Annotated in this window: 7 protein-coding genes; all 7 read right to left on the bottom strand. The window is 42.9% G+C overall.

Going from position 1 to position 18,781, the window contains the following annotated elements; translation table 11 throughout:
* Positions 1 to 15: 15 nt before the first annotated feature.
* From HUZ36_RS12015 to HUZ36_RS11985, 7 genes are read right to left on the bottom strand one after another with little or no spacing between them, the layout of a single operon-like run.
* The gene (locus HUZ36_RS12015; protein WP_176032967.1) at positions 16 to 4,080 is read right to left on the bottom strand and encodes a poly-gamma-glutamate synthase PgsB; all 4,065 of its coding nucleotides are present in this window, start codon (positions 4,078 to 4,080) and stop codon (positions 16 to 18) included.
* Entirely contained in the window at positions 4,070 to 8,293 is a 4,224-nt protein-coding gene (locus HUZ36_RS12010) for a hypothetical protein (RefSeq protein ID WP_176032966.1), read from the bottom strand. The genes HUZ36_RS12015 and HUZ36_RS12010 overlap by 11 nt, the downstream gene beginning before the upstream one ends.
* Positions 8,272 to 9,021, bottom strand: a complete 750-nt coding sequence (locus tag HUZ36_RS12005) for a hypothetical protein (RefSeq protein ID WP_176032965.1) — start codon at positions 9,019 to 9,021, stop codon at positions 8,272 to 8,274. The genes HUZ36_RS12010 and HUZ36_RS12005 overlap by 22 nt, the downstream gene beginning before the upstream one ends.
* Positions 9,008 to 11,263 carry a hypothetical protein gene (locus HUZ36_RS12000; RefSeq protein ID WP_176032964.1) on the bottom strand — a complete coding sequence of 752 codons (2,256 nt, stop codon included), beginning with the start codon at positions 11,261 to 11,263 and terminating at the stop codon, positions 9,008 to 9,010. The genes HUZ36_RS12005 and HUZ36_RS12000 overlap by 14 nt, the downstream gene beginning before the upstream one ends.
* Positions 11,250 to 14,354 (bottom strand): poly-gamma-glutamate biosynthesis protein PgsC/CapC, encoded by a 3,105-nt coding sequence (locus HUZ36_RS11995; RefSeq protein ID WP_176032963.1) that lies wholly within the window; start codon positions 14,352 to 14,354, stop codon positions 11,250 to 11,252. Before HUZ36_RS11995 ends, HUZ36_RS12000 begins: the two co-directional genes overlap by 14 nt.
* Positions 14,354 to 16,333, bottom strand: coding sequence for a hypothetical protein (locus tag HUZ36_RS11990; RefSeq protein WP_176032962.1), 1,980 nt, complete (start codon positions 16,331 to 16,333; stop codon positions 14,354 to 14,356). The genes HUZ36_RS11995 and HUZ36_RS11990 overlap by 1 nt, the downstream gene beginning before the upstream one ends.
* Before the next feature lie 14 nt (positions 16,334 to 16,347).
* A complete protein-coding gene (locus tag HUZ36_RS11985) occupies positions 16,348 to 18,552 on the bottom strand; it encodes a CapA family protein (RefSeq protein WP_176032961.1) in 2,205 nt (734 codons plus the stop codon).
* Positions 18,553 to 18,781 lie beyond the last annotated feature (229 nt).

The following is an 18,781-nucleotide window of genomic DNA, read 5'->3' as shown; positions in this document are numbered from 1 at the left end:
TGTTTTGTAATACCGCTATTTACGACGCTTGATGTTCTGTAGCTTTAGCCAGCCAGGCTTTTGTGAGCGATTGAGCTCATTTAAAATAGTAGTCGCTTTTTCAATGGTGATCCGAAAGTCTGCAATATCTTTGTAGATCTGCACTGCAATTTTTTTTCGTTTGACTGCTGCTCCTGCATCTAAAAACGATTCAAGAAGCTTACTTAAAAAGTGTGATATTGCAGAGCGCTCACGAGTATCATTATGCTCTTCAAGACGTAATTGCTGTTGTGCAAGTTTGCTTTTTATTTGACTCAATTCGGCTTGGCTATATTCACTTTGCGCATTTGGTAGATTTGCCAGAATGTCCACATGTTCCGCTAAGTACTGGCACTCAAGCACGCTCAGCTCCTCTTGCAGTAAAATTCGACTCAGTCCATGTCTAAATTCGGCTTGAGTAATATTATGGTGAGTTAAGCGTTCACAATGCTGATGGAACAGATGCCATTTTTGCCACATGTATACATACCCCAAACCCGCCCCTTTAATATTTTGCATACCAACGATAATTTGGTGTGTTTGAGGTAAGGCGAGTTGAGCAATGATTTGGTTCAAGCTATCTGGTTTAATATCACTGTTCTGAACTAAAGTACATTTGCGGGTTGCTAATTGCTGCGCGATGTCATGGGCAAGCGGTTTTTGTGTGGTGAGATCTTCACATGCTAAGAGCGACTGGGCCAACTCGTTTGCTTCAATCTTCTTAAACAGCAAATAATGATTCTGCGTTTCTAAGTCTAACTTGGCCTTCAAAGCGGAAATCTCAGAGGGTGATATGTCACTGCACTTGGGGGCAAACTTTTCAATTAAATCACTTAACGTTTGTGGTGATTGGATGAGGTTGAAACGTGTAAGTAGGGCATACAGAGCTTGTTTATCATTATTGACAAAAATGTTTTCTAACAGATTTTCTAGCGCGGTCAGAAAATATTTAAAGAAGCCATCAATATTTGTACCGATAATGACAATCTGATCAATGTGTAAGTCATTGGCAAGAATATTTGCAAACACCTGAGAGCGAGCAACCCTATCGTTTCTATTGTTGATAAGGGCAATAACTTGGCCGTTTTTTCCTTGTTCTACAATATTTAAGCGTTTCCAATTTTCGATGGTTGCCAGTTTTTCATTCGCCGACATACTATTAATGAAGGTCTGGCTAACGTGGCCATATTTTGCGGGAGTAAACTGTTGTAATACTCCCACATCAGGAATAACTCGTGATGCGGTTTCTTTGTACACATAATCCTTATTGATGCCTATGTACTGCGCCATTTTACAAACCAACGCGATGTTGTCAGGATGTTCAACATAGGGATATTTTGCAAGAATATCGGCGGTGATTTGGTAGCCATCCCCCCAGTGGTTTTGGATCAAAGAGGTATTCTTTTGTTCTGCCGCCAAATTGAGCACTGATGCCATGTTCTGCTCAGAGGTAAAAACTTGGGTATTGTAGCCAAGAAATGCCGACATTTCTTTGGCCACATCTAGTCCAGTTGGCCCCAAAATATCCTCATGATCTGGGTAAGCATTGGTAATGGTGGCAAAATTGTCTTTCATCCATCGCACAAGAATTTTTACGTATCTCGGTGTTAATCCCATACATTCCCATAAGAAAATGTCTGCTTTGACTTGTTTGGCAAAGTGCAGCACATCGGCTTGCTCCCAAATACTGGCTTTATCAAAAGGTCGAAAGAGCGGGATTTCATATTGCTCACCAGATATTTTGGAATAGATGAGCATGGCTTCACAGCCAGTTGTTTTACTGACAACTTTAAGCGCCATACTGCTAAAAAGTGCCGATTTAAGGCGTTCTGTACCTGATTTTCCTCGAGTCCCCCAGCCACCGATTGATACCGGAATATGTCTTCTATTACGCTTGATTTTTTGGCTTGCGACAATGTGTCGCGTCCAAAAATAGCTGATAAATGCCAGCACAAAAAATACCAGTTGAGAGATGCTATTTTGGTAAATGGCATCCATGTATTCTTTGAAACTACTCCATATTGTCAGAAAAACAGAGGTGATATTGGTTCGATTGTAGAGACGGTGAATGTCTTTAGGAACTGGAAACTGTGTCTCAGCTATATCTCCATAGCCAGTAAATTGCATGGTAAATCCCAATTGCTCGAGTGTTTCGAGGTACTTCTGCTGTTCAAGCTCATTACCTTTACGCAGTTGATCAAATTCAGAAAACTGCCATGAAATGACCCAATAAGCTTTGAGACGTTGCCACAGTGTTGGCGGCGGTAAGACCGATAGAATGCCATCTGGCGTGTAAGTTTTAGCGGCCTGTTTGTGATGATCGTTAATCAGTACGCTGAGCATAAAGTCTAACAGTGGTAAGTGAGGGCGACTCGATTGCTCTGTGATATTAAACAAAAGCTCTCCAGGCACTTTGGTTTCACTGATTTCAGCAGTGGTACAACTAGGTACATGAACATAGACACTGGGGTTTTTGGCCTTGGTATGTGAGTGGCTTTGCCTTTTATCTGTGCTTGGATGTCTGATCTCATGAAGAATACGCCACAATCGACGCACCTGCTTATAACCCTGTTGGATCCGCCATCCGGTTTTTGTGCGGTTGGCGTTGAGACTCTGGCCATGTTGAGCGAGATAAGAAAGCGCCCGACCTAATTCATCCTGGGAGCAGGTAATTAATGTATCGCTTTGCTCATTCGCTTCAAGAGAAGCGTTGAGCTGAGCAACTAGCGCCTGATGGTAAAAGCTACTCAATTGCTCCCTAGCTCTTGTGATATACCGACACACTGCGATATTTTCTTCAGAGGCTAAACAAGCGTTGAGCGTGTCTATAAAGCGCTTAAAGCAAGCTTGTGGTTCTGACTCACCAAGCTGCATATTCAGCATGATCCTCGCACTTTGCTCAAGAGCCAAACGCTTTAAGGGTAATGGTTGCTTACTCATTAACGTTCGCTGCCACCAGTCAAATGAAAAATCATCCTGACAGAACCTATCAGCAGACAGCTGCTTGATTAGTGTAAATCGCACTGCGTTTTCAGTTTCTTGCTCGAACCGCTCCGTCAATAGTGACTTTGCAAACGTGTGAGGGTAAAACTCCACATACTCAATAGTGACCTGACGCACTCGAGGTAATACGTGTTTGCTCAGTGCTGTGAGAATCTTAAGGTCTTGCTCAGTGAGGGTGCTCTGGCTCACAAGTATTTTTGCAAAGGTACTTACTATGTAGAGTAATTCAGCATCGATTTTTGACGGAGAGTCGACTTCGTTGGCTTCGGCTAACATTGACCACATATATGCACGGCTAAATGTTGGGCGCTGATGAATGAGTAGTTCAAGAATGTCAACGACGGCTTGATAGGGCATGTTGTCAGCTTCAAGAAACTCAATGAGCTTGGCTATCAGCTCACCATCTAATTCAGGGTCGCCCTCTAGCTTGTTGAGCGTCGCGACCATATTTACCAACGCTCGGATTAAGCCGTGGCGAATATGCTGATTTTGGCTGTTGGCTAATAAGGTTAAACAAAATGGTTGTAAATCTAATCGCTGCCAAGCGCTTTCTAGGTTTGTCTGGTGCGTTTGTAGATAACGGTTTGTCAGCGTTCCAAGCTTGGCGATTAGAAACTTAATTTGTTGCCCCATTGTCGCTACTTGATGCTCATAACGAGCCACGACAGCACCTTCATCAAACCAACGTGAAAATGCTTTTTTATCTTGTACTAGCATTGACTTAGTGGCACCCAGCTCTTTGGCATACGCTAAAATGTGGAGGGCTTTTTCCGCTGCAAATTCGGATTTAGCGATCCTTTGTACAAAGCTGCTATGGGAGACATCTAGCTGCAATATTTGCTCGTGTAGTGTCTCAATCTTATGCCTCAAAAAGGCAATGGATTGCAGGACGAGCCAATCGGTTTCATCTTCGCTTTCGGGACGATTATAGAGTAGCTCCCATGCACATAACTCATCAATTAAAGCATTATACTTATGTTGATACAAATTAAGCCAAAACTGTTCAGTTTCGGCAAAAAATAAGGACTCTAATTGATTTTTTAACACATTACTGGTCATGTAAATCTTGCTCTAATAAATGGCCTAGCTGCAACGACTCAAAGACGATTTCATCATGCGCGTATGGCGCGAATCCGGTTTGTTGTAGATTGCCCAAATGGACTTGAAAACCAATTTGGTGAGTGTTGTTAAACCAATCTTGTGTCCACGTAAGGCTGAGCCAGCCTGCGGTATGTGTGCTAAAGTCAAAACCCGTTTGCCAACCTACCTGGGTCAAGTACTGCCAAGTCGGGTTTGGACGGTGTTGATCCGCAAATACGTATCTTGATGTCAGACCTAAACGGAAAATATGACCTTCATGATATTGATTCCAATTAATTGAAAGTAACATATTATCAAAGGTTTGCCAGTCTTGATTAGATGTCAAAGTCGCACTGGAGTCAATATAACTATCGACCCAAGGTTGATAGCGTAGCCCTGCATGTGCTTGCCAACCGTGCCGGTGGTTGTTGCGGTAGAAGGTATACATATCAGGGCTAATTTGCGCATCGGCTATAAACTCATCTTTGTTGATACTGGTGTAAGTATAGAAAGGCTGCCACCACCAGATGCTTCTAAATCCCGAGTTATAGCGATGTATTTGTCCCAGTTTGCTAGATAAACGAGATGTGAGGTGACTGTCGCTTAACGCTGTGGAGTTTTGCCAGCGATTACGTAATTGAACCTCAGCAAACCAATTAGTGTACTGAGATAGCCAGTCATATTTGCCATTGATTGAAAATGTATCTTGATGATGATTATCTAAGGTATAAAACGTGTCCAGTCGATACCAACTATTTTCCTCTTTATGTCTCAGCGAAAGGCCGAGATCTAAGGTGATGCGGTTGGGGGTTGGTTCTGTTGTTTGGACGATGTCGTCACTATCAAATACTAAAAATCCAGCGATACCCATTTGGCTTTCATCCATTTCGAGGTGAGGATTTTGGTATGGCGTAAGCATCGCGTTAAGATCAGGGCGCACTTGTGTATTGAGATGTACATCCGGTGTTGGAGTTAAGTTTACGCGTGATAGTGTGGGACTTAAAGACCAAACTGACATCCGCACGAGTGCAGCGGCACCTGTCGCGGTGAGGCTTACTTGCCCCGCAGGGTGGAAGTAATTGGCCTCCTTTCTCGTTCCATTTTCCATGCTTTCGATTCTTATTAAGCTATCTTGCGAAAGCGTTGCAGTGACAGGCGTATGTTTATCTGAGCGATAAAAAATTTGGCGAGTATCTAATTCAATATCATGCCAGCGGCCTCCACTGTAATACTGGGGAGTGATCCCGACCATCTGCCCAGAGATTGGGTTTAGCCAGCGTAATTGTATGTGACTCGCTATGGCTTCATCCGGTTTAATACCATGAGTAAAAGTCTCACCAGCCTGTAACGTTAAAACAGTGCCAGAGCCATGGCCAATAAGTTCAACTTGGGCGGGTGGTGTACTGACTTGCATCGCATCGGAAAAGCGCAATGTGATGCGAGTTTGCAAGTGTTGATACTGTGTAAAGTCAATGGTCAGTAGCTCATTTGCACGAAGCTGTAACCCTGAAAGCGGGGTTTGTGTGAGATGGGCTGTGATTTGATCTGCATAACTTTTTGCTAAGTCGGCTTCAGTGCTAACTTTTTGAGTCCCAAGGTAACTTGTATATTGCTGGACTGGACGCCACTGCCCATAGCGCAGCAGGCGAGCATATAATGCTTGATGCGTAATATTGTCAGGTAAGCTTGTGTGTAAGCGCTGTAGCGCTGAGTGATATTGCTCATTGTTCAGCGTTTGTTGGCTTAAATGGTATAGGGCATTTACCGCGACTTCTATTACTGAAAATTCAGCACTGACAATGGATTGAGCATCACTGATAAGTTTCACGGCTTGGTTATCGGCAGGGGTTGCTGCCGCCAGTGGTGGTGTTATCTGAATATCAAGGAAAAGTTCACTATTGCTAAATAAGTGGATACTTTCTCCCGCCGCTAAGTTTATCTGCTGTCGTGTGGCAATAGACAAGCGAGTATTGTCAGACTGTAACTGCATATTAGCAGGAATATCGGCATAGACAGGCAGTAGATTTATTGCTTTATCCTGCTGGTAATATAGCCATTGCGTATTTTTATATTGTTGCCCCTGAAATGCTGTGCGTGCGCTTACTTTCAAAGTAAGGGGAGTATTTGCTGTTAACTGTACCGCTTCACCTCGATCTACACGATATAATTGCGTTGGTTTGTCTATGGTATGGGCAAGGTGCTGACCATGATGACTTAAACTATATTGCGGTGAACTAATCTGATTAGATTGAAGTGTAGCTAGCAGCTGAACTTGATGTTGTGCCAATGACATTGTCTGGCTCATCCACAGCGCTTCTTGATGCGCGCCAGATTGTATCAAGTAATCTAATTCAATGTTGTCACATTGATACTCAGTGATATAGGGACTATACCCCGCACATAGCCCAGCTGCTTGTATATAATCTGTTGCTTCCACGTAGTGTGTCAGTAATGTATTGGCAGCATATTTCCTTAGCATGTCTGAATTGCTCAGTAGCAGTGACTTTAATAGTAACTCAGCATTTCCAGTGCGCGCCAATTGGTTCAACACATCAATATTAAGCTGCCATGCGAGCAGGGTAACTTGTTCGTTATAGCCATTAAGAAAAGGTTTAACTTTAGCCAATGTCTGTATCGGTAATGTGCTCGCCTGCATGCGCAGCTCAATAAGTGATTTGGTCGCATGAAACTGTGCAGCGCTAGTTAGCCTTAGATTTAGCTTTGGTGGTCTCAGAATTGTCAAAGAGAGATTGTAACTGTTAGCTCTATTGTTCCTGTTATGCGTCAATAATCGACTGATAAACTCACTACTACGTAAGCCTTCTTGAGTCATCGCGTTAAACTTAGGAAATGGTTGTAGTCTATTTACCGCAAGTGCAATATCACGTTTTAGTATGCTTCCTTGAACGGTTATGAATGTTGAAGCCGGATGGATAGGGAGCGTTAAGCGTTGAAAATGCGCACTTGGTGAAAGGTGTAGTCTGTACTGGTCATGCTCTGTGTGTAATAGCAACTGTTGCTGCTGCGTTGCACGAACAAAGACGGTGACGGCATTGTCGATGATAGGGATGTCATCAAGATGATAAGTGAGCGTACTTGAGGATTGCGTATAGGCAATATGTTGACTTCCAGTGACCACTTTAACATCATCGGTTACGCTACGACTGCCCAACGTGACGGCGACGTTCGCTGCTTGGGTGGTGAGTTTGTTTGGGCTACTTGGGGAGACAAAGCTGAGTGAAGAGGTAATACCCCGCAGGGCTTGCTTTCTCGCAATTGTTAGCACTGAGTCAGTAGCTGTTGTCTCAACATCGGTTCGGTCATTGCTAAAATACAAGCGCTGAAGTTGACTATCTAATTGTTGGCTCCAGTACGGATTAAAAAGAGTCTCTAGTTGTTTTTGCCCGGCATTGTCATCAAATATCCCACGGTGCATTTGCACTACATTGAGGTAGACAGGTACAGAGCTTGTTATAGTTAAGTAGCTGCCTTGTGGTACTGCGATATAATCTTGGTTAACTAGTCCTGCTTTTGGTTGTAAGTACTCAGCTGCATGTAGATCTGAAACAGAAATACGACTAATCACTTTACCATTAACCTTCACAGTCACGATACCGTTTTGGATTACTTCATGGAGATCCTTTCGCACTGTTATTTTTAACTTTTTAGCTTGCGTAAAAAAGACCGTGGTTTTGTCGGTTGGTGCAAGGTGGTACCACCTCTGCGTACTCTGAGCGATTTGCAATACCTTAGTATCTAGACCTGGCAATGCTAAGGCGCGCCTAAAGGGATCGCGATGACGATGTACATTACCTTGCCAAAGAGCCAATGATTGTGCTTGCTGGCCATGATAAGTCACCTCAATTAAACGATGTTGCCGAGCACTGCCAAGTTGACATCGCTGTTCCACACACAACCACTGTGTTTTATCAATTTGACGCAGAAGCTTTGGTGTTTCGCCTATCCTAAATTGAAAGTTGTCAAGCGCCGCAGGCTTGATCACGAGCCAAGCATGGGCGGGCAGGGCTAGCCATTGACTTTGCTGTGGCTCAAAATGACGCTGAGCACTTGCTTGAAGGTGTGCCATACGTTGCAAGTCTATCCACTGTACACCAGTTTGCACTGCAACTTCTCCTGCGAAGGTGAGCTTGGCAAAGAGCAGTAAAGTGATTAGATAAGTGATCGCACGCATGAATTAAATTGCTCTAGCTGTTGATTATTTTTAGTTAATTGCTTTCTTACTTGATAGCTTAGTTCAATATGGATAAAGCTATATTTGGGCAGATCTAGTTGATGTAAAATATTTTTTGTACCACCGAGCTCTTTAACCTCTTGCGGATATACCATCACGCGATAACCTTCTTTGGCTAAACAGGTCTTTAAGTTCCATAGCGCGGCATTATTCTGTTTTCCTTGGCTGAGTATAATGTCACTGTTTCGACCAGAACCAGTTTTACGTTTCTTTTTACTAAATCCATGAATTTGAAATATCTTTGCGTCTTTGGAGGCTAACATGAAAGCAACAATAGCGGCACTGTGTAAGTTATTGTGCTGTTTTGCATAATCCATTGATTGTTGAGTGTCATCACGGTCGTATCTATGTTTGGTATTCGCCAGTAGCAATTGGCACGTGCTTTCAAATAGAGACTGCCCGATGACTAGAGTATGTTTATCATGAAAACGGTGTGGTACAGATACAACACATGGCAGACGTTGTGGTGCGTAATAAAGTTCACCGTGCTGCTCACCGCTTTGCTTTGGCATTAAGTGAAACTGTTCACCTGACTGCACCAGCTGCCACCCATTGAGCGCTTTAGGCTGAATAAGCCACTGCTGCATCGTGGTACTATTTGGTACGGCCGCGCTTGCAGGCAAAATATATAAAAAACAGATCAAAAAATAAATATTAATGTGTTTCATGCTGCCACCAATTTAGTGTTGCGTTTGGATGGAGGTACGCCTCTATCACACTTATCCAAACATCATCAGAGAAGGAAAGTGCCAGTGTGTGCGGCGCCTTTACATCATTGAACAAAGGCAAAGTTATACTTGGGTACTCTACCAATTCACTATATTCGGGATTAAAAAACAATCTGCTTGCATCATTACCTGAATGTAAAACATAGTGTTTATTGGTAATAGTGTATTCAGTGCTAGGCATAGAAAGTTTGGTGCTATCTAGTGTGGTTTTCACTCTAATTTCTTCTCTAAAACCCGTGCTAAATACTTTGATGATAACAGCCGAAGGTTGGGTATCAGCATCACCAATAGCAAGTCTTAGCGGGTCTGATTTATCGACCTTATACACTCTTACCTTGCGTAGTGTACGAGGAGATCCTTTATTGATATAGAGTGCTTGTATTGAGCTGTCTTGCTGTTCAAGGTTTAGCGTTTGTAAAGGCGCTTCAAATAGCTTAGGTTTACTTGTTTGTCTCACAATGACGCTGGTGGGGTAGCCGGTTGTATCCGCCAGAGTATAGAGCTCTGAGTGTGTTACTGCTCGATATTCAAATTCTTTATTAGGTACATCGGTGTCAAAGTATGCTTGCTGTATTGGCACCAAGACAATATCCGAAACCGGCAAAATATGGTCTAGATTTTTTGTCGCGTATTGTGGCAAGGGGCTTGGGATCTCGGGAGGTGCTTCAAATAAACGCACCGCGGTGATCTGCTCTTGAGAATGAAAGAGGTAATGATTGTCTGCTTTTTGACTAAACCACGCATCAACCCCTTGATAAGCCGTGTCGGTCGGATTGCAAATGGTTTCGCAGCGGTGTCTTACATAATTAAAGCTAGGGCTACGAGTTTGTAATTTCACCATGGCATTGTCTGCTTCTACCCTAATTTTATTCACTTTGTTAGGAAGAGTTAAATAGCGCTTCTCTTCTTGTGTGATAGGTAAGCGCTCTGTTGACTGCGTGATCAGTCGGTCGTATAAAGACAGTGCTGCCGCTGCGTTAAATGCGTATTTTCCCACCTCTTTGTCATTATGTAACAGGTAAAGAGTGATCTGTGTCCCCGCTGGGGCACGCCAGTCAAGAGCAATCTCACTGTTTGGGGTGACATAATAGTACACTGGTAAATCAGCTCGCAGGTCATAATAATAGCTGTGTAGCAAAGGTATTGGGTCGACGTCATTACTAAATACACGTACATTAGTTGGCGCATTGGCACTGATTGTTACCAGCCCTGTGGGCAAATTGCTGAGTTTTAATTTACCTGATGTGGTGAGTGTTGGGTGGAGCTGGCTGGGCGCGCTTATTTGTCTTAAGTCATGCCACTCTAATTTAAGTTTTGCGTCTTCAAAGTTGTCTACTGTGTATGCTTCCCCTTCAAAAACCCGAAAGCTCAATTTCATCTTTTCGGATACGTGTAAGTTATCTAGATTCTGCTGTGCAGAGAAATCATGGTTGAGTACGTTGTAGGGGAGCGACTCATAGAGCAAGTCTGCACGAAAGTCGATATTCGGCACCCCTTGTGGAGCTAGCTTTTGCCAATCCAGCATAACGGAATTATACCTTTCTTCATTGGTTAGCGCATTTTCACCAATGGTATGGTAATTAGTCATGCGTTCTCGCCACTCTGTTGGCCTTTTCAACCATGCTTTTGCAGGATCAGTTATGCTATTGCTAGTTTGGGCATGGACGCGAACCACCACGCCCTTTAGTTGTGGATCCTCTGGAATTAATTTGAGCGTAACGCGACTGGCTTGCTGTAACTCTTCCTTATTGAGGTAAAAAGATTGCCCTGATGATACCGCCAAGGCTTCTCTATTTTCTATGAGCTGTTTAATTTGTTGCTCTGCATCATTTGCAGCGACCTTAGCTGCATGATGGTAAACCCCATGATAAACCAAGGAATTTCGGGCATCCAACAAGCGATATTCGATAGCATAATTTACCGGTGTATCATCACTTGGGGAGGACTCAAATATACCATTTGATAGCACTCTTACCGACATAGTACGAGAAGGTGAAAAGGAAAATGTCAGTGGTGCATCAGTATTTAGCCAGTGCACATTAGAGCGGATATTAAATAGCGTTGAGGTGTTTGTTGGCTCCGCGGATTTTAGCCACACATAAACATTAAACCCTTGCCACATGGCTGCCAACAGAAGCGCGATTAAAATCAAAAGACGTAAGGCAAGGTTAATCCAATACATAACGTCCCTCTTGTACTGCTGCGCTATAACGGGTGATATCTATGACTTTGTTTCGCCTTGGAAAGTAGAGCGCCAATATCAATCCGTCTCGTATAAACATAATGCCAAGCTCAGTGTTTCGCTGCGCAATAAAGGCATGTAGTTGGCAGGTATTTTTTCGAGCACATAATGCACTGAGAGCTGGTAAGTGCTGCGAATGCGTGTATTGTTTTTTGGCACTTTGTAAGGCGTCGATAAATAAGGCGTCTGGGTCATGCCAATCTGTCGGAGAAAGTGTCAGTAAATCAACCTTTTTGAGAGTTGGAGAATGTGATATTGCCAACAAGCGCTGTGCTAACGCATCGTCAGAGACGGCAAAATTTGACTTAAAGTCTGATGCTAACCACAGTGCAGCAAGTTCGCTGTTGGGGGCAAACAGTTGATAGCCAGATTGAGGAGTGGTTCCCAGCTCTAGCCCTCTTGTGGCGCGTTGACCCATGACAGTTTGCGTGTTCACGCCCAGCTTTTTGAGTGCGCGTTTTAACTGGTTGAGTGTTTCATTGTGAATGGGATTAGGTGTTGTAAATTGAAAAGCCAATGCTGAGGGTCTAATGCTTGATGGCGCGCTATGACTACGGATCTGTAAATTTAACAATGGTTTTTCATAGAAGTAGCGTTGAGCACTTTGGTAAACTACGTTGAATAACGAACGGATATTATCAGCGGCCATCACATTTGCCTCTACACTGGTATATGGATGAGCGCCCGCGATAGCAAGTAGCTTTGCCTGCGTGGAAATAAATAGTTGAGTAGAAAAGCCAAGCGTATTGCTCTCGAATAAGGGTCTTGGCACTGCAATTGTCAGAGCGGGTTTTGCGAGCACAGAAATAAAGTAAATTCCTTGTCCTAATTCATAAGCTTGGCTATTTTCAAGTGGTGAAATAGCGACAAATTGCCCTTGTGCACTGTCAATCAGCGCCAGTTGGTATTGGAGTAAATTTGCAATGCGGTTAATTTGGCTAAGCCTAACTTTAAAAGTGTTAGGTGTGGCTACGATATCTGGATTTTGTGTGATGGCAAACAATGGCCTTAACACTTCGTATTCCCAAAGTGCAGCACTGGTATCACTAAGAGGACTGAACGCTCCACTGCCTTTGGCGCTAATATGAGTTGAGAATTCATCGATGAGTGTATGGATGGGAGTATCTATAGTCTTAATCTCATCTTCCGTTATACCAGCATTTTGCATTCCATAAGCGCTAAGCAATGTTGAATAGCTATCCGAGCTAAGATAGGCCTCAATCATTGCGCCTTGGAACTGTTTATGTGGCAGAACCGTAGTCGCAGCAGTACCAAAATAGCTTTGCTGGATCCCCAATAGCGAGGCCAATTCTGATTGTTGAACTGAGGCTGGTACGGTATTGAAAATCCACATTTGTTTACTATCTTTTAACTTGTGGCTGTGCATCATCTGACTAACCTGACGGTTAATTTCTCTCAGTTGAATGACTTCAGACGATGACATGGCGATAAAGAAGTCGTGGAAAAATTCACTTTGTTTGCTTTGGTTATCACTATTTTGTATAGACTTGGCATTACCAAATGCCATGCCGCTACTTTGCCAATAAGAAAACAAAAGATGTGCAGCTTCGCTTGCTAAGCGTTCAGTTGTGGGGTAAGGAACGCTGATTATATGATTTTTCTTAGCTGCTAGGTTAATGATAAACAAACCTCTTTTATAATTCTCCTGGGTGTCTTTTATTACCAATAACGCTGCGGTTTGTTGTAGTGAAAAACCCGCCTGTTGTAACAAAGCCGCCGCTTTTACAAAAGATGACTCGCTATTTTCTTTGAGTAGTATAATGGCCTGTTTAAATTGATTCCTCTGTTGCTCGGTGACGTACTGACTGACATTGATGTCGGTGGCACTTTGAGTATAAAGCTGACTCTTGTAGTCACTGACTACTTGATTCAAAGAAATATCTTCTATCTGTGAGACCACCGCGGAGCGTTCAATTTTTACAAATAAGCTTGGGATCACCATAATGGCAAAGCCGATACAAATCGCAATTAAACCGCCGACAATGGATGTTTGAAATGTTGCCCGTAACACCAAACCTAAGGCATTTTTTTGGTAGATTTTCAGCGCAAGCAAGGTCGATAACATATAACCAAAAGCAAAAGTATCTGTTACTTTGATGCTAGGAAAGTAAGCGACAACGGCATAATTTAAAAAAAGTTTGTAGAAAAAACCAAGGTTGAAAAAGAGTAGCATCAACCTTGCGCCCTCAATATTAGCATGCTTTAAACGCGTGAAATTTAAAATGAAATAACCAAGCGTCAGTATAATCGCTGTTTCGGCAAAAGAAGTGAGTAGTTTTGTTGGTTGCATGAGCTGTAGAGCCAATAAAGCTGGCAACATAATGCCATTAAATTCCCAGCCATACTTTAGGTTAGCACGCGAAGCGATAAAGGCTGTTATCACCAATATAATATAGGCTTTAGGCGCGGCGATAATAGAAGCAGCAACAGCTTCATACATTACTGCTAGGTTTGCGATACTAAAGTTAGTGAAGGTCATAAGACCAAAGCGGATGACTACATAAGTGACTACAAGCTGGATTGCGGTTACTTTGATGCCATATCTAAACCCGCCATTCCACATAACGTTTGCTGTCAATGCGATAATGATAAGGCCTAGGCTGTATAGCTGAGCTGCATAGTCAAAGGTAATATCCCACTGCAAAAAGTAGCTTGCGACTTGAGGCCAAAAAAGCACATCCATACTGACACGTACGAGAATGCTAAGGAGCACAATAGCAAAAAACCTATCTCTGCCAAACATTTCTGCGTACCCAAAGCGCTCAACTAGGGTTTTGGCAAAAAACCGCATTAACCCATATACCACAATGGCTTCAATAATAATTACCCAAGCAGAAGTAGGGCTGACGATAAATAACGGCACCAAATAGCCCGGCACTACGAGTCCCGTTAATGGAAAGCCAAACCTAAGATTAAAAAAGGCAACCACTGCTATGCCTATCCACACACAGGTGATAACCGATTGACCGAGTCCACCAGCGCTTGGAAATAGAGCGAGTGACCAGTCCACTACTGTTCACCCCACTTAAGAAACTGTACTTGGTCGTCTGATGAAAACTGTCGGGATAGTTGGGTTACAAACTCAGTACGATCATCGACTTGCTGAAGCAACTCCCCTAAGTCAATAAATTCAAATAAAACCCCACTGGTTTCGAAGGGAGTGCTTGTATTAAGCCCTGTAGAGCCTTTAACAAGGGTACGGATACAGAGTAGGTATGTATGATTATCGAGATAAATGGGCAACACTACCTTGCCGCGCTGCAAAGTTAAATAGCGTAATTTCCCTTTTGCCACTTCGTTATCCATTGAGGTACAAAAGCACAATAAATCAAGTGCAGACATATCAAAAACTGATAGTCCATGACGCCTAGCAAATTGCTCTAAAGACTCGTTTACCTGCACTATCTGACCAAACAAATTATATAAAATGCTGGCGCTTTGTAGCTGGTTAAAGACGTGCTCAAGCGAAGTCAATTTTTGATCCATCTCGCTCACTGCATCTTTGATTTTATGACTCAATGGTGCTTTAAGTGAAAACGTTAAGGCGCGAGCCAGCATACCTTTTTGATTTTTACGTTCGGTCGTAAATACTTTATAGTGAAAAAGCAGCTCACCAATTTGATGAGCAAACAGGTTCACATTTTTAATAAAGGCTTGTTCGTCAAAGTGTTTTTGAGGTATTACCGTTAACGCCCAAAACCCTCTAATATCTCCTGCATACATTAAAGGGGCGATATATTGTTGTTCATTTTCAGCCAGATCTTTAAAGAATACCCGGGTGATTTTAATCGTACCAGACGCCTTTATTGCATCGGAATAGGGAACTCGCTCGTAATCACGTCGCATCTCGACAATGTCACTTAGCTGACAATTAAGTGCACGTACCTCCGAAACACGGTGATCTCCTTCAAGGCGGGTAAGAAAGATACTTTTATCTAAATTTAGTTGCTGGTTTACAAGCTGAATGATGCCATCCCAAGGTTCTGGGTGTTCAAGAAAGTGACGCGGCAGGTAGCGCCCTAACATCCGCTGCTGGATCAACGTGATAATTGATTGCAGGTTTTCTTCTTCCGACCATTTCAATGAAATGAAAACCCACAATAGAGTTGACCATATTAGCGTGATTAGTTCGCCTATTGGTAATAAGACTGCATACCAATAGTGGGCAGCGAACCCCAAGATCAGTAGCAGCCCACTCATACAGACTGCGATTAGCACATTGATTAGCGTTGTATTTCTTTGATACCAAACTAGAAGTAGTAATGTGGCTATGAATACAAAAGTGATAACAATGCTTTTGTCTAACGGTTTGATAAAACTATTAGCAGCGAAGTTGTTGGCGATGAAAGCTTGCAGATAAACTGGAGGAAGTGCCTTATCAGTAAAAGTGCGAGGAGCGTTAAGTAAAGCAAAAGGAGAGTATTGCGCAATTAAGACAACTTTATCAGTAACTTGAGAAGCAAATACATCACCATTTAATACTCGTTCAGCGGTAAACTTTGGCAGGGAATAATAAGATAAAGAGTAATCTATGATTTTGTTTTGGTAGGTTCCATGCTCAGGAAAAAGCACGTCCCATAGTACATCACACGGCTGTGGTGGAGGGATAATACTGACCGCGCTGCCATACCAGTTTTGAGTCTCTGGTAAGCATAGGTTTGGGTTATTAAGAGGATAGTAAACAGCATCATGCTTACTGCCTGTGTCTTGTGCTAAAGCTACATCGGAGTACACGACAATACCTTTCGGGTCATACGCAGACAAAGTATTGATTAGTGACTCATGTTGCTGCTGTAAGTTTTTTGCCTCAATGACAACAATCTCTGTGGCTTGTGTTTTATTAAATTTGGAAAACCATTGTAATCCAAACAGATTGATCTGCTTGTAGACGCCAGTAAATGAAAGCAATGCTAAAAATGCAAATAAACCAAGAAATAGCCAAAACTCGCGCTGGCGTCTTACAAAGCTTATTTGGCTGAAAATAGACATGTATAATTACTCTTTTACTGCTGACTAAAAGTAAGCACCAATTCGGTTGGAGACGGGGTCGTTATTTTAATAAACTCAAATCCATGAATACCCCCGCTTTGCCATTGATTATTGGTAAGAGAAAGTGAGCGTTGCCAAGAGATCATCGCGACATCATCTAAAAAGAGTGCACTTTCGCCACTTGTAGGTGGCGTCATAGACAACCCAAATTGCACGCCTCTTGCTGGCAAGTTTTCATCGCCTAATGTAACTGAATCATCAGGAAGCGTTATGTCTTGTTGAAATACCTGCCAGTCGTAAGTGCCAGCAGGTAATAATTCAGGAGTGGACTCAGAAAATAGTAGGCTGTCCTCAGATGTCAAAATACGAATATCGGCATTAAATCTCCCTGCATTATTGCCCTTTGCATAGCCGTATAAAGTAAGTTCATGATAGGCCTGAGCTGTGCTTGGAGCAGGGGTAATGGGCATAGTACGAATAGTATGTTTGAAAGGAACTCGTGTTGCTGTCTCATCGAATTGTGTTCGCTGTAAACACAAGCCTTGAACACCACGATATTTTCCAACTAGACAAGGATAAGTATCGTCAGACTCGATAAGCCATCGTGATACTTCGCCTGCTTCAGTGTCGTTATCCCAATCTTCAAAGTCACCGAAAAAGAGTAGATCACGACCAAGAGTTAGCTGTGCCTGAGATTGATTTAGTGCGATGCGACTTACATACTCTGAGCTTTGCGCATATTGGCGCAAGTCAATAATGTGCTCACCTGCAGCTACAGAAATAACATGTTGCTGAGTGGTTTCTACTATTGATGGGGTATCAAAGTTCACTTCCGCAAAGCCTGAATGCAATGAGATACCAACGTCAGGAGAAGAAAACTCTGCAATACGCTTGAGTAGCGCATTTGCAAGATCGCCACTCACTAGCTTGGGAGTATAGTCTTCTAAATACACAGGGTAGGCTTTTATTGCGTCTATTTTTGGTTCTCCTGCTGTTTCAAGTTCGACAATAGTGATTAGCCCTAAGAAGGTTTCAAGTCGGTTTTGCTCAAATACAAAGTTGCCTAACCCCAATATTGCTGGAACCCCGTTATATAAACCGAAGCCCTGAGCGACATGTGGATGGTGGGCTATCATTAAATTTGCACCACTGTTCGAGACGACATCGAAGCGATTTGCAATATAAGCGGTTGGGGCGTAGGAGTATTCATCTCCACCATGCAGCTGAGCAACAACAAAGCGACCGTCATTGCTTGCTTGGTTGACGCTTTCTCTTATGGCTGTGGTGTCGGTTAGATCAGCGGCTCCCCCTTTTTGAACTGAGGCTACGTAAGTGATGGTATGTTGATCGCCCGTGATAGAGGTGGCCGAGATAAAATCTATGGTCGTTTCCCCCAGCGTTAAGCTGTATGGCGCTAGGGCTGATTCGGTATCGTTTCCTGCGCCACTGTGGCTTAAGCCTGCTTGCTCAACATAGCGGATGGTATCGCTAAGTCCCTGTGCTTGATAGTCATACACGTGATTATTACCCAGTGCGACATAATCAATACCAAGATCGTTTAAAGCTACTAACGAGGCTGGTAAACTGAAAAATGCAAACTCTTTACTCGGGTGAACCGTTGTTGGATTTTGGAGAATGGGTGACTCAAGGTTTACCGAAGCAAAGTCGACACTGTTAAACAGCGCAGGCATATATTTCACTAGCGCTTGGGCATCAGCTCCGGCGCTTTGGGGTTGGATAAGTCCGTCGCTGGTGCTTGGCAACGAATTGCCCATCGTAATGAGTGAAGGGTTAAAGTAGCGACGGCCAAACATTGTGTCACCCGCGAATAAAAGCGTTTTTAAAGAATCTGAAGACGGCTTTAGCTGCAACTCTATGGTTTGTGGGTCACTATGTTGATTTGCAAAAGTAAATACCAAAGGTAAATAGTCTGGGTGCTGTATTGTCGCTACGTAGGCACCGAAAGGCAATGTGGCAAGATCAATTGTACCGTTTGCAGCAGAAGTAAATTGTAGGCTGTTAATGGTAAGCGTAGCGCCAGAGACAGCGTTACCGTCACGAGTTTGAATCTGAACACTTAGATTGGTCGCTTCATTGTCCCTGTCTTGTTGACTTTGGTCTTCGTTTTTATCTGTGTCAGAGGGACCCGTTTCATTGGGGTCTTCAACTGAACAAGCCGAAAGGGTGAGGAGTAACATCAGCGCAATTATCTTTTTCATTTTTATCGGCCTGCTTTCAAAAACGATACAATATCCAATTCTTTAGTATTGTATCTGTAACTGTTTAGCGGATGCAATCTTATGATGAAAATGTAAGCCACCAAATCAGGAGTTTAACAAATGTGGAAAAACACCTTATAAAACAAATTTTTCCTTACCGTATTAGTATAGGACAAGAATTTAATGCAGCCTCTAAAATTCTGTTCAATATTCTTTACGTTTTTCTAGT

The sequence above is a fragment of the Pseudoalteromonas sp. McH1-7 genome, assembly GCF_013366255.1.
GTDB classification, from domain to species: domain Bacteria; phylum Pseudomonadota; class Gammaproteobacteria; order Enterobacterales; family Alteromonadaceae; genus Pseudoalteromonas; species Pseudoalteromonas peptidolytica.
Note: the sequence above shows the minus strand (reverse complement) of the source record. Positions and strands in the feature narration are given on the sequence as shown.

Bases quoted from the DNA above. Each gene is read 5' to 3' on its own strand.
- HUZ36_RS12015 (WP_176032967.1), bottom strand. From the start codon at position 4,080: ATGACCAGTAATGTGTTAAAAAATCAATTAGAGTCCTTATTTTTTGCC.
- HUZ36_RS11985 (WP_176032961.1), bottom strand. From the start codon at position 18,552: ATGAAAAAGATAATTGCGCTGATGTTACTCCTCACCCTTTCGGCTTGT.
- HUZ36_RS12010 (WP_176032966.1), bottom strand. From the start codon at position 8,293: ATGCGTGCGATCACTTATCTAATCACTTTACTGCTCTTTGCCAAGCTC.
- HUZ36_RS11990 (WP_176032962.1), bottom strand. From the start codon at position 16,333: ATGTCTATTTTCAGCCAAATAAGCTTTGTAAGACGCCAGCGCGAGTTT.
- HUZ36_RS12005 (WP_176032965.1), bottom strand. From the start codon at position 9,021: ATGAAACACATTAATATTTATTTTTTGATCTGTTTTTTATATATTTTG.
- HUZ36_RS12000 (WP_176032964.1), bottom strand. From the start codon at position 11,263: ATGTATTGGATTAACCTTGCCTTACGTCTTTTGATTTTAATCGCGCTT.